This window comes from Actinoplanes oblitus (assembly GCF_030252345.1).
GTDB lineage: Bacteria > Actinomycetota > Actinomycetes > Mycobacteriales > Micromonosporaceae > Actinoplanes > Actinoplanes oblitus.
This window is the reverse complement of the sequence record NZ_CP126980.1, coordinates 8,943,139-8,955,935: the sequence shown is the minus strand read 5'-3', so window position 1 is coordinate 8,955,935 and position 12,797 is coordinate 8,943,139. Positions and strand designations below refer to the sequence as shown.

The following is a 12,797-nucleotide window of genomic DNA, read 5'->3' as shown; positions in this document are numbered from 1 at the left end:
GGTCCCTCGACCAGGTGGAGGGTCAAGCGTCAGTCGCCCAGCAGCAGTGTCGCGGCGACCACCGCCATCACCACCGCGATCAGGCCGTCCAGGATCCGCCAGGCGCCGGGCCGGGCGAGCAGCGGGCCGAGCCGGCGCGCGCCGAGCCCGAGCCCGGCGAACCAGGTGAAGCTGGCCGCCGCCGCGCCCAGTCCGAACAGCCAGCGGTGCGCGTGCTGCTGGGCGACCGAGCCGAGCAGCAGCACGGTGTCCAGGTAGACGTGCGGGTTGAGGTACGTCAGGGCGAGCGTGGTGAGCAGGGTGGCGCGGAGCGTGGCGGGTGCCTTGCCGGCCGGGTCGAGGCTGCCGGTGGGACGTAGCGCGCGGCGGGCGGCGAGCACGGCGTACCCGAAGAGGAAGGCGGCCCCGATCCAGCGGATCGCGGTGACCAGGCCGGGCTGCGCCGCGATGATCGCGCCGAGGCCGGCGATGCCGGCCGAGATCAGCGCCAGGTCGGAGAGCGCGCAGGTGAGCACGACCGGGACGACGTGTTCCCGGCGCAGTCCCTGGCGCAGGACGAACGCGTTCTGGGCACCGATGGCGACGATCAGGACAGCCGCGGCGACGAAGCCGGCGATGGCGGAGGTGAGCACGTCCCGAAGCTAAGGTTCCGGTCAGTGTTAAGCCAGCTAAAGATTTTCAGGATGAATTAGCGATACTTAATCGTGGACCAGGTACAGCTGGAGACCTTCCAGGCAGTGGTGGAACAGGGCAGTTTCGAGGCGGCGGCCCGGGTGTTGCACGTCACCCCGTCGGCGGTCAGCCAGCGGATCAAGGCACTCGAACGGGCGGTCGGCCAGGTGCTGGTCCGCCGGGCCAAGCCGTGCACGGCGACGGTGGCCGGTGAGGCGCTGATCCGGTTCGCCGGGCAGGTCGCGTTGCTGGAGCGGGAGGCCCTCGCCCAGGCCCGGGGCGGCACCCGGATCTCGATAGTGGTGAACGCGGACTCGCTGAACACCTGGTTCCTGCCGGTGCTGGCGCGGGTGCCGGGTGCCACCTTCGAGATACACACCGATGACCAGGACTACACCGCCGACCTGCTGCGATCCGGTACCGCGATGGCCGCGGTCACCGCCGAGAACGTCGCCGTCCAGGGATGCCGGGTGGAGCGGCTGGGTTCGATGCGCTACCTTGCCGTCGCCGCGCCCGGAGTGTCCTTCGCGTCGGCGCCGATGATCGTCTACAACCGCAAGGACCAGTTGCAGCACCGGTTCCTCGGCCTGCTGGGGGAGTCACCGGCAGCGCGGCCGATCCACTATGTGCCGGCCGCGGCGGCCTTCAACGAGGCGATCCGGCTCGGCCTGGGCTGGGGCACGGTTCCGGAGCAGAACGCCGGCCCGCTGCTCGCCTCCGGTGAATACGTCCAGATGTTCCCGGACAGGTACCTGGACATCCCGCTCTACTGGCAGTGCTGGCGGATCGAGTCGACGTCACTGAACACGCTGACGGCCGCCGTTCGCACGGCGGCCGCCTCGGCGTTGCGTCTCTGATCAGTCGTTCGCGTGCAGGGCGCTGTTGAGCTCGATGCCGGTGCCCTTGCGGGGGCGGGCCTCCAGGGCGCCGCTCACCGAGTTCCGCCAGAACAGGAGATTGTTCACACCGGACAGCTCGATGGCCTTCACCACACGGCCGTCGGGCAGCGCGACCTTCGACGACGCGGTGATGTAGGTGCCCGCCTCGACCACGCAGTCGTCGCCGAGCGAGATGCCGACACCGGCGTTCGCGCCGAGCAGGCTGCGCTCGCCGATCCGGATCTTCTGCTTGCCGCCGCCGGAGAGGGTGCCCATGATCGACGAACCGCCGCCGATGTCCGAGCCGTCGCCGACCACCACGCCCTGCACGATGCGGCCCTCGACCATCGAGGTGCCCAGCGTGCCGGCGTTGAAGTTGACGAATCCCTCCTGCATGATCGTGGTCCCCGGCGCCAGGTGGGCGCCCAGCCGGACCCGGTCCGCGTCGGCGATCCGGACGCCGGCCGGCGCGACGTAGTCGGTCATCCGCGGGAACTTGTCGATGCCGTAGACGGCCAGGTGCCGGCCCGCGGCCCGCTCCAGGAAGCGCAGCTCGTCGACCCGGTCCGGCGGGCACGGGCCGGCCGAGGTCCAGGCCACGTTCGCCAGCAGGCCGAAGATGCCGTCCAGGTTCAGCTCGTTCGGCCGGACCAGCCGGTGCGAGAGCAGGTGCAGCCGCAGGTGCGCCTCGGCGGTGTCGGCGATCGGCTCGGCCAGCGACTTGATCGTGGCGCGGACCTCGACGGTCGAGAGTCCGGGCAGCAGTTTCGGGCCGGTCAGGCCGGCCGGCAGAACCGGGGGCTCGGCCGGCTCGTCGCCCAGGCCCAGGAATCCGGCCGGGAACCAGGCGTCGAGCACCTGCCCCTCGGCGGTGACGGTGGCGAGGCCGATGCCCCAGGCGGGCGAGGTCGAGATCGCGGTATCCACGGGGGTGACCCTACCTAAGATGTGGGTCACGGATCGTGCGGAGTCCGGGGCTCGGGACGCCTTGTAAGGTGCGCTCATGGCCAACCCGCTGACCCCGGACGTGCTTGTCGACCCGGTCGAGCTGACCCGTGCGCTGGTCGACATCCGGTCCGTGTCCCGCGACGAGAAGGTGATCGCCGACTGCGTGGCGGACGTCCTCCGCCGGACCGGTCACCTGACCGTCGAGCGCGTGGGCAACACGGTGATGGCACGCACCGAGCTGGGCCGGGACCAGCGCGTCGTGCTGGCCGGCCACCTGGACACGGTGCCGATCAACGACAACTGGCCGTCCACTGTCGTCGACGACCTGATCTACGGCTGCGGGACGTCGGACATGAAGTCCGGGGTCGCCGTCGCCCTGCACCTGGCGGCCACCCTGCCCGACCCGGCGTACGACGTGACCTACCTGTTCTACGAGGCCGAGGAGATCGAGTCCGAGTACAACGGGCTGAACCTGGTCGCCGGCTCCCACCCGGAGTGGCTGCGCGCCGACTTCGCGGTGCTGCTCGAACCGACGTACGGGGTGGTCGAGGCGGGCTGCCAGGGGACCATGCGGGCGCTGGTGCGTACTCACGGGCGCCGCGCGCACACCGCCCGGGCCTGGCGCGGGGTGAACGCGATCCACGCCGCGGGCGAGGTGCTGCGCCGGCTGGAGGACTACCACCCGCGGACGGTGACCATCGACGGGTGCACGTACCGGGAGGGGCTGAACGCCGTACGGATCTCCGGTGGCGTGGCCGGCAACGTCGTCCCGGACGAGTGCGCTGTCGAGGTCAACCTGCGCTTCGCCCCGGACCGGTCGGAGCAGCAGGCCCTCGCCCACCTGCGCGAGGTGTTGGACGGCTTCGACCTGGAGGTCACCGACTCGGCGCCGGGCGCCCTGCCCGGGCTGTCCGCGCCGGCCGCCCGCGAGTTCCTCACCGCTGTCGGCGTGGCCCCGGCCGCCAAGCTGGGCTGGACCGACGTGTCCCGGTTCGCGGCGCTGGGCATCCCGGCACTGAATTACGGCCCGGGCGATCCGGCGCTGGCGCACGCGCCGGACGAGCACGTGGAGATCGGGCAGATCCGGGACGGCGCCGCCACCCTGCACCGCTGGCTGGCGGGGTGACTCCCCGGTCTCAGGTCTGCGGCAGGGCCACCCGGCCGACGGCTCGTTGCGGGAGCACCAGTGGCAGTTCCGGCGGCGGGATCTCCATCGTCGTCTCCAGGTCGGCGGCGGGTTCGTCATGGCGGGCGGCGAACGCGACGCGGCGCTCCTCCACCACCAGCTGGATCCGCCGCTGCATGCGACGGTGCATCTTGAGACGCTCGTAGCGATTCGTCACGGTGGCCGCCCTTTCACCGGGACACCCCGACGCGGGTGCCGTGCCTGCCGTGTGGACGCGGTTCGGTAACCGGATAGACGCACCAGAGCTACCGTCCGTTGCTTCAATCTGGCAAAAAGGTCTCCGAGTCGCAATCCTCTTGCCGAAACGCAGCCGGTTATTCACCTCGTACTGACCGTCCGCACTACCTTGGACGCATGACGGAGAGCACCAACGGGCGACCATCGGCCACGCCACAACGTCATCGAGGTGCGGTCACGCTGCGTCGAGAAGCAGTGCCGCCCAGCACCGCTGACGAGAAACTTCTGGATTCCCACCATCGCGGTGAGTGGAAGACCAAGGACGCCTGGCGCGCGCTGCGGATACTCTCCGAGTTCGTCGAGGGCTTCGACACCCTGGCCGACCTGCCGCCCGCGGTCAGCGTCTTCGGCTCGGCCCGCAGCGCGCCGGACAGCCCGGAGTGCGAGCTGGCGGCCGGCCTGGGTGCCGCGCTCGCCGAGGCGGGCTACGCGGTGATCACCGGCGGCGGGCCGGGCGTGATGGAGGCGGCGAACCGGGGCGCCACCGAGGCCGGCGGGATGTCCGTCGGGCTCGGCATCGAGCTCCCGTTCGAGCAGGGCCTCAACGACTGGGTCGACATCGGCATCGACTTCCGGTACTTCTTCGTCCGCAAGACCATGTTCGTCAAGTACGCGCAGGCGTTCGTGGTGCTGCCCGGCGGCTTCGGCACGCTGGACGAGCTGTTCGAGGCGATCACCCTGGTGCAGACGCGGAAGGTGACCCGGTTCCCGGTGATCCTGATGGGCGTCGACTACTGGAGCGGCCTGCTCGACTGGATCAAGCGCCGGATGCTCGACGACGGCAAGATCAGCGAGGCGGATCTCGAACTGATCCAGGTCACCGACGACGTCGCCGAGGCGGTCCGGATCATCACCGAGGCCGGCACGGCGCAGGTGGCGGCCGGCTGATGGCCGCGATCTGCGTGTTCTGCGGCTCCTCCGACACGCTGGAGCAGCGCTGGCTCGACCTGGCCGCGGCGACCGGGCGGGCGCTCGGCGAGCGCGGGCACACGCTGGTCTCCGGCGGTGGCCGGGTCGGCATGATGGGCACGCTGGCCGAGGGCGCCCGGGCCGGCCGGGCGCACACCCTCGGGATCATCCCGCAGTGCCTGGTCGACTGGGAGGTCGCCGACACCGCCTCGGACGAGCTGGTCGTCACCACCGACATGGCCGCCCGGAAAAACCTGATGATCGAGCGGTCGGACGCCTTCCTCACCCTGCCCGGCGGCCTCGGCACCCTGGACGAGCTGTTCGAGGTGTGGACCACGTCGACGCTCGGCGTGCACCGCAAGCCGATCGTCGTGCTCGATCCGGACGGCTTCTACGACGGCCTGCTCACCTGGCTGAACGGTCTGGTCGGCACCAAGTTCGTCCGGGCCGGCGCGATGGAGACGGTGCTGGTGGCCCGCTCGGTGCCGGAGGCGCTGGACGCGATCGAGGCCGCCCTCGCCGGGTGAGCTTCACGCTCCTTGCGGGGTGACGCCGGTTGCCTCGCGCCCTCTCGCCGGGTGACGCGGCTTCCGTCGCGCCTCTCGCCGGGTGACGCCGGTTACTCCCGCGCCGGGAGCGGCCGGGTGACCTGGCGGAAACGTCATACCGGCGTGCTCTCATAGATGCCGTGAGCACGCCGGCCCCCCAGTCCCCGGTGCGCCGGCCGGCCTATCGCCTGGTCCGGCGCCCCCGCCCGGCCGCGCCCGAGTTGCGCGCCGACCCGGTGCAGGCCCGGGTGGTGGCGCACACCGCCGGTCCGCTGCTGGTGGTCGGCGGTCCCGGCACCGGCAAGACCACGGTGCTGGTCGAGGCGGTCGCCGCCCGGATCGCCGAGGGCGTCGACCCGGAGCGGATCCTGGTGCTCACCTTCGGCCGCCGCGGCGCCGCCGCGCTCCGCGACCGGATCGAGGCGCGGGTGGCCGGCACCCCCGGCCGGATCGTGCACGAGCCGCTGGTGCGGACCTTCCATGCGTACGCGTTCGGTTTGCTCCGCCGGGCCGCGGCCGAGCGTGGTGAGCCCGCCCCACGGCTGCTCACCGGCCCCGAGCAGGACCTGATCATCCGGGAGCTGCTCGCCGTCGTGGAGGATCCGGAGGCCGCCGACACCATCGGCTGGCCGGAGTCCCTGCGGCCGGCCCTGCCCACCCGCGCCTTCGCCCAGCAGCTGCGTGACCTGATGCAGCGCGCCGCCGAGCGCGGCGTCGGCGCCATCGAGCTGGCGCGCTACGCGGCCCGGCTGGGCCGCGACGACTGGGCCGCCGCCGCCCGCTTCCTGGATGAGTACGTCGCGGTGCTCTCCCTGCGCGACGCCACCACCCGTGGCTCGGTGGCCTACGACCCGGCCGAGCTCGTCCGGGCCGCCTCCGGGCTGCTCGCCGACGAGCCCGGCCTGCTGGCCGCCGAGCGCCGCCGCCTGGCGCACGTGTTCGTCGACGAGCTGGCCGAGACCGACCCGGCCCAGGTCGACCTGCTCGCCCAGGTCGCCGGCGGCGGCAGGTCACTGGTGGCCTTCGCCGACCCGGACTCGTCCATCTTCGGCTTCCGCGGCGCCGACCCCGAGGTGGTGGCCGGCTTCCCGGCCCGTTTCCGCACCCCGGCCGGCGCCCCCGCCGAGACCGTCACCCTGCACACCAACTACCGCGCCGCCCCACCCCTGCTCACCGCGACGTCCGGCGTGGCCCGCCGGATGCGCGGCCCGTTCGCCCACCGCCCGATGTTCCCCCCGCCCCCGCCGGCCGAGCCTCCCGCGGCTCCGTCGTCCGCGCCGGCCGGAGGCGTTTCTCCGGAGTCGCCGCCGGCCCCGGCCGTCGGCTCGCCGGGATCCGCCGCCACGTCGGGTGGGCCGGCCCGCGCGTCCGCTCCGGAGGTCACCGGGGACGAGATCGCGCCGACCGGGCCGGTCGCCGAGGCCGTGGTGCGCACCTTCCGCTCGCCGGCCGCCGAGACCGCCTTCATCGCGCACGCCCTGCGCGAGGCACACCTGCTCTACGGCGTGCCCTGGTCCCGGATGGCGGTGCTGATGCGTTCCGCCACGCTCCAGCAGCCCTCGGTCCAGCGGGCCCTCGCCGCCGCCGGCGTGCCGACCGTGATCCACGCCGAGGACCTGCCGCTGCACCTGCAGCCCGCGGTGGCCCCGTTCCTGCTGTTGCTGCGCTGCGCGCTGGATCCGGACCTGCTCGACGAGGAGGCCGCCGTCGCGCTGCTGCACTCGCCGCTGGGCGGAGCCGACCCGCTCGCCGAGCGCCGGCTGCGCCAGGGGTTGCGGGCCCTCGCGGTGGCCGCCGGCGACCGGCGGCCCTCCGGCGAGTTGCTGGTCGACGCGGTCCGCGACCCGGCCGGCCTGGACCTGGTGGAGCGTCGCTGGGCCCGTCCGGCGCAGACCATCGCCCGCCTGCTCACCGTGGCCCGCACCGCCGCCGCCGAGCCCGGCACCTCCGCCGAGGAGGTGCTCTGGACCGTCTGGCGAGCCAGTGGCCTGGCCGACAGGTGGTACGCGATGAGCACCGGAAACCTCCGGATCGCCGACCCCGCGCAGGCCGCCCGGGCCCGGCAGTGGCGGGCCGAGGCCGCCGACCGTGACCTGGACGCCATGGTGGTGCTCTTCGACGCGGCCGCCCGGTTCGTCGATCGGTTGCCCGGCGCCGGCGTCCGCGTCTTCCTCGACCACGTGCTCGGCCAGGACCTGCCGGCCGACACCATCGCGCCCACCGCCGACCGCGGCGAGGCGGTCCGCCTGCTCACCGCGCACGCGGCGAAAGGCCTGGAGTGGGACGTCGTGGTGCTGGCCGGCGTGCAGGAGGGCCTCTGGCCGGACCTGCGCCTGCGCGGCAGCCTGCTCGGATCGGAACGCCTGGTCGACGCGGTCGCCGGCCGTCCCGCGACCGGCTCGGAGGCGATCGTCGCCGAGACGTCCGCCCTGCTCGACGAGGAGCGCCGGCTCTTCTACGTGGCGACCACCCGTGCCCGCCGCCGCCTGGTGGTCACCGCTGTCGCCTCCGCCAGTGCGGGCGGCGCCGCGATCGAGGAGCAGCCCAGCCGCTTCCTCACCGAGCTGGCCGCCCGCGGTCCCCAGCCGCCGCGCCCGGGCGGCGACGGTCCGGAGTCCGGCGGCCCGCTCCCGCCGGAGCCGCCCGGCCCGGACGACGTCCCGCTGCCCCCCGAGCCCCCGGAGCCCGACGATCCGGGCCCCGCCGGCACTCCCGATCCTGCCGACGAGGCGCCGCCCGCCGGCGCCGAACACATCGATGAGCAGCCCGACCACGAACCCGACCCCGATCCGGACCCCGACCCCGATCCCGACGCCGACCCCGCCCCCGACGCCGAGGCCGACGCCGACGAGCTGACCGTTGGCCGGGCGCCCCGAGCCCTCACCCTGGCCGCGCTCGTCGCCGAGTTGCGTACCGTAGTCGTCTCCGCCGCGGAAACGCCTGCCCGGCGGCGCGCCGCGGCCGCTGAGCTGGCCCGCCTCGCGTCCGCCGGCGTGCCCGGCGCGCATCCGGACGAGTGGTGGGGGCTGCGGCCGCTCTCCGACGACCGGCCCCTGGTCGACGAGGGCGAGCCGGTCAAGGTCACCCCGTCGGCGATGGAGAGCGCCCTCCGCTGCAGCCTGCGCTGGCTGCTGGAGCGGCACGGCGGCGCGGCACCGGCCGGCCCCGCGCAGGGCATCGGCAACCTGGTGCACGCCGCCGCCATGCTGGCCGAGGACGCCCACGCCGACCGGGAGAAACTCGTCGAGTACGTGTCCGCCCGGTTCGATTCGATCGAGCTGGCCGCCCGCTGGATGGCCGGGCCCGAGCAGGAGCGCGCCCAGGCCATGGTGGACAAACTGCTGCGCTGGCTGGCGGCGAACCCGCGCCGGCTGCTGGCGATCGAGCACGAGTTCACCGTCCGGCTGGAGGACGAGCGCCGCCCGGTCCAGCTCACCGGCCGGGTCGACCGGCTGGAGATCGACGAGGCCGGCCGGCTCGTGGTGATCGACCTGAAGACCGGCAAGTCCACCGCGCTCTCCGCCGAAGTGGCGGAGAACCCGCAGCTCGCCGGCTATCAGGCGGCTGTCGACGCGGGCGCGTTCGGCGACTTCGGCGCGGACAGCGGCGGCGCCGCCCTGGTCCAGCTCGGCCCGGGCAAGGACGCCCGGGAGCAGATGCAGGTGCCGATCACCGAGGCCACCGACCCGCAGTGGGCCTATCAGATGGTTCGCCGCACCGCCGACACGATGGCCGCCGCGACCTTCTCCGCGGTGGCGAACAGCCGCTGCCGGGTCTGCCCGGTGCGCACCAGCTGCCCGGTCTCCGGCAAGGGCCGCCAGGTAGTGGAACCACCGAAGGACCAACGATGAGAGCAGACGCCGGCCCCCGCTTCACCCCGGTCGAGCTGGCCCGCCTGCTGCGCCTGCCGCCGCCCACCGACGAGCAGGCCGCGATCATCGCCCACCCGGTGAAACCGCTGCTCGTGGTCGCCGGCGCCGGTTCCGGCAAGACCGAGACCATGGCGTCCCGGGTGGTCTGGCTGGTGGCGAACGGGTACGCCCACCCCGGCGAGATCCTCGGCCTGACCTTCACCCGCAAGGCGGCCGGCGAGCTGGCCCACCGGGTCCGCACCCGGCTCGGCCAGCTGATCCGCCGCCTGGGCCGGGACGACGCGCTGGCCGGTGAGGCCACCATCGCCACCTACCACTCCTACGCGGCCCGGGTGGTCACCGAGCACGGCCTGCGCGGCGGGTTCGAGCCGTCCGCCCGGCTGCTCACCGAGGCGGCCCGCTGGCAGATCGTGGACTCCCTGGTCCGGTCGTACACCGGGGAGATGACCGGGCTGAACCGCGCGCCCGGCACGGTCACCGACGACGTCCTCGCGCTCTCCGCCGAGCTGGCCGAGCACCTGAGGTCCCCGGACGACCTGGCCGCCTGGACCGGCCGGTTCTTCGCCGAGGTGCAGTCCTTCCCGGGGCGGATGTACTCGGACGTCGCCGAGATGCTCCGCCGCCAGCAGCACCGGCTCACCCTGCTGCCCCTGGTCCGCCTCTACGAGCAGCGCAAACTCGACCTGGAGGCGATGGACTTCGGTGACCAGATGGCACGCGCCGCGCTGGTCGCCCGGGACCACCCCGAGGTCGGCCGGATCGAGCGTGGCCGGTTCCGGATGGTCCTGCTGGACGAGTACCAGGACACCAGCCACGCCCAGGTGACGATGCTGAACAACCTGTTCGGTGGCGGGCACCCGGTGACCGCGGTGGGTGACCCGTGCCAGTCGATCTACGGCTGGCGGGGCGCGTCGGCCGGCACCCTGGACCGGTTCCCCGACGAGTTCCCGGACGCCGAGGGCCACCCGGCCTGGGTGCGGAGCCTGACCCGCAGCTGGCGCAATCGCCCGGAGATCCTCGAGGTGGCGAACGTGATCTCCGCCCCGCTGCGGGCCCGGGTGGGGACGCTGCGACCCGCGGATCGGGTCGCCGAGGCGGTGGGCGGGCGGACGGTCAGTTGTGCGCTGCTCAGGTCGTACGCCGAAGAGGCCTCGTGGATCGCGGACTCGATCCTCACCGCCTGGCGCCTGGTCGCCGGCATGCCGAAGGCACTGCCCGAGGAGATCCCCCTGGAGCGGCGCCCGACCAGCGCGGTCCTGGTCCGGGTGCGCAGCCAGATCCCGGTGATCGAGGAGGCGCTGCGCTCCCGCGGCCTGCCGGTCGAGGTGGTCGGGCTGGGCGGCCTGCTCGACACCCCCGAGGTCCGGGACGTGGTGTGCACGCTGCGGGTGCTCGCCGACCCGACCGACGGCGCCTCCCTGTTGCGGCTGCTCACCGGCGCCCGCTGGCGGATCGGCCCGCGCGACCTGGTCGCGTTGCACCGCCGGGCCCGCGCGCTGGCCGCCGACCGTGCCGCCGAGCAGGCCCGGACCGCCGACTCGCCGGACGAGGTGATGGCCGACCGGCTCGACGACGCCACCCTGATCGAGGCGATGGCCGATCTGGGCAGCCCGCACCAGTTCTCGGTGGCGGGATTCGCCCGGCTCGCCGCCTACAGCCGGGAGCTGAGCGCCCTGCGGCAGCGCCTCGACCAGCCACTTCCCGACCTGCTGGCGGACATCGAGCGGACCATCGGGCTGGACGTCGAGGTCGCGGTCCGCGGCTGGGTGGCCGGTGACGCCGGCCTGGCCCGCGGTCACCTGGACGCGCTCGGCGCGGCCGCCACCCGTTACACCAGCGAGAACGAGACCAGCACTCTCGCCGGTTTCCTGGCGTTCCTGACCGCCGCCGAGGAGGAGGAGCGCGGGCTGGAACCGGGCCAGGTCGACGTGGCCGAGGGCGCCGTGCAGATCCTCACCGCGCACGCCGCGAAGGGCCTGGAGTGGGACGTGGTCTCGGTGGCCGGCCTGTGCCGTGGCGTCTGGCCGGGCCTGGTCCGCGGGTCCGACCACTATCTCGGCGGCATCGGCGTGCTGCCGTTCCCGCTGCGTGGCGACGCGGCCGGGCTGCCCGAGCTGAATCTCGGCGACGCTGTCGAGCAGAAGGACGTGAACCGCGCGCTCGGCGAGTTCGCCCGTGCCTGGCGCGAGCACGACGAGCGCGAGGAGCGCCGCCTGGCCTACGTCGCGATGACCCGCCCGCGCCGCCTGCTGCTCTGCTCCGGCTACTGGTGGGGCGACGGCGTGAAACGTCCGCGCGGCCCGTCGGTCTTCCTCGACGAGGTCCGCGCCACCTGTGAGGCGGGCGCCGGCGTGGTGACGACCTGGGCGCCCGAGCCGGCCCCCGGCGAGACCAACCCGAGCGAGGAACTGGTCGCCACCGCCGAGTGGCCGGCCGACCCGCTCGGCGTGCGCCGCCCGCCGATGGCCGCGGCCGCCGACCTGATCCGCCGCATGATCGCCAACCCGGACGCCTCGGCGGCCGAGGCCTTCGCCGACCTCGCGACGGCCCATCCCGAGGTCGCGGCCCGCGCCGGCCTGGCGGCCGACCTGGCGGGCCTCGCCGCCCCCGGTTCCCGCCCGGCCGCCTCTTCCCCGGATCGCCCGATTCCGGTACGCCCGGAGCCCTCGGCGCCCACGGATGCTCCGCCAGCCCCCGCCGACGCCGAACCCCCGGCTCCTGCCGAGCCCGTCCCCGCCCAGGACGCCGCCCCCGAGCCCGCCGCCCCCGCCGGGTTCGACCGGGACACCCTGCTGGCCGCCGCGACCGCCGCGGACCGGGTCACCGCCGCCGTCGACCCGGACATCGCCCGCTGGCGCCGCGAGGCCCAGCTCCTGCTGGCCGAGCGCGCCGAACGCACCCGCCACGACGGCCCGATCGAGGTCGCCCTGCCCCCGCACCTCTCGGTCTCCCAGCTGGTGGTCCTGCGGCGCGATCCGCAGGCCCTGGCCCGCTCACTGCGCCGCCCGCTTCCGCAGCGCCCGGCACCGCACGCCCGCCGCGGCACCGCCTTCCATGTCTGGCTGGAGCAGCGGTTCGGCGCGGCCCGCCTGATCGACATCGACGAACTGCCTGGCGCCGCCGACGACCAGGCGGCCGGCGACGAGGAACTGGCCGAGCTGCAGGAGGCGTTCCTCACCGGCGAGTGGGCCGGCCGGACCCCGATCGACGTCGAGGTACCGTTCGCCACCACGGTCGCCGGTGTGGTGATCCGCGGCCGGATGGACGCGGTCTTCGCCGACCCCGGTGGCCGCTTCGATGTGATCGACTGGAAGACCGGCCGCCGCCCCACCGGCGCCGCCGCCGAGGCCGCCGCCGTTCAGCTCTCCGCGTACCGGATCGCCTGGGCCAGCCTGGCCGGCGTCCCGGTCACCCGGGTCCGGGCCGGTTTCCACTATGTCCGTGAGCAGGTCACCGTCCGCCCCACCGACCTGATGGACGTGGCGTCGCTGACCGCCCTGATCACCGAGATCCCCGAGGAAGCCCTCTGACCCGTCGGCCCGTCAGG

At 74.0% G+C, this 12,797-nt stretch carries 9 protein-coding genes; 6 read left to right on the top strand and 3 right to left on the bottom strand.

Going from position 1 to position 12,797, the window contains the following annotated elements:
- Nucleotides 1-29: 29 nt before the first annotated feature.
- Nucleotides 30-632, bottom strand: a complete 603-nt coding sequence (locus Actob_RS39855; RefSeq protein ID WP_284917142.1) for a LysE/ArgO family amino acid transporter — start codon at nt 630-632, stop codon at nt 30-32.
- Between the two features lie 69 nt (nt 633-701).
- On the opposite strand from Actob_RS39855, the gene Actob_RS39850 reads away from it, so the two are divergent.
- The gene (locus Actob_RS39850) at nt 702-1,529 is read left to right on the top strand and encodes a LysR family transcriptional regulator ArgP (RefSeq protein WP_284922487.1); all 828 of its coding nucleotides are present in this window, start codon (nt 702-704) and stop codon (nt 1,527-1,529) included.
- On the opposite strand, the gene dapD is transcribed toward Actob_RS39850, so the two are convergent.
- Complete coding sequence (dapD, locus tag Actob_RS39845) at nt 1,530-2,477, bottom strand: 2,3,4,5-tetrahydropyridine-2,6-dicarboxylate N-succinyltransferase (protein ID WP_284917141.1); 948 nt, start codon at nt 2,475-2,477, stop codon at nt 1,530-1,532.
- Nucleotides 2,478-2,553: 76 nt separating this feature from the next.
- Between dapD and dapE the strand changes: the two genes are divergently transcribed.
- Complete coding sequence (gene dapE / locus Actob_RS39840) at nt 2,554-3,624, top strand: succinyl-diaminopimelate desuccinylase (protein WP_284917140.1); 1,071 nt, start codon at nt 2,554-2,556, stop codon at nt 3,622-3,624.
- A gap of 10 nt (nt 3,625-3,634) precedes the next feature.
- Here the strand turns inward: dapE and Actob_RS39835 are convergent, their stop codons facing one another.
- Nucleotides 3,635-3,841: a hypothetical protein gene (locus Actob_RS39835; RefSeq protein ID WP_284917139.1), complete on the bottom strand. Its 207-nt coding sequence runs from the start codon at nt 3,839-3,841 to the stop codon at nt 3,635-3,637.
- 197 nt (nt 3,842-4,038) lie between these two features.
- Between Actob_RS39835 and Actob_RS39830 the strand changes: the two genes are divergently transcribed.
- From Actob_RS39830 to Actob_RS39815, 4 genes are all read left to right on the top strand, one after another.
- Nucleotides 4,039-4,809: an LOG family protein gene (locus Actob_RS39830; RefSeq protein WP_284917138.1), complete on the top strand. Its 771-nt coding sequence runs from the start codon at nt 4,039-4,041 to the stop codon at nt 4,807-4,809.
- Nucleotides 4,809-5,357, top strand: a complete 549-nt coding sequence (locus Actob_RS39825) for an LOG family protein (protein ID WP_284917137.1) — start codon at nt 4,809-4,811, stop codon at nt 5,355-5,357. Before Actob_RS39830 ends, Actob_RS39825 begins: the two co-directional genes overlap by 1 nt.
- 161 nt (nt 5,358-5,518) lie before the next feature.
- Nucleotides 5,519-9,229 (top strand): ATP-dependent helicase, encoded by a 3,711-nt coding sequence (locus Actob_RS39820; protein WP_284917136.1) that lies wholly within the window; start codon nt 5,519-5,521, stop codon nt 9,227-9,229.
- Nucleotides 9,226-12,780, top strand: coding sequence for an ATP-dependent helicase (locus Actob_RS39815; protein WP_284917135.1), 3,555 nt, complete (start codon nt 9,226-9,228; stop codon nt 12,778-12,780). Before Actob_RS39820 ends, Actob_RS39815 begins: the two co-directional genes overlap by 4 nt.
- Nucleotides 12,781-12,797 lie beyond the last annotated feature (17 nt).

Bases quoted from the DNA above. Each gene is read 5' to 3' on its own strand.
- dapE (WP_284917140.1), top strand. From the start codon at position 2,554: ATGGCCAACCCGCTGACCCCGGACGTGCTTGTCGACCCGGTCGAGCTG.
- Actob_RS39830 (WP_284917138.1), top strand. From the start codon at position 4,039: ATGACGGAGAGCACCAACGGGCGACCATCGGCCACGCCACAACGTCAT.
- Actob_RS39825 (WP_284917137.1), top strand. From the start codon at position 4,809: ATGGCCGCGATCTGCGTGTTCTGCGGCTCCTCCGACACGCTGGAGCAG.
- Actob_RS39815 (WP_284917135.1), top strand. From the start codon at position 9,226: ATGAGAGCAGACGCCGGCCCCCGCTTCACCCCGGTCGAGCTGGCCCGC.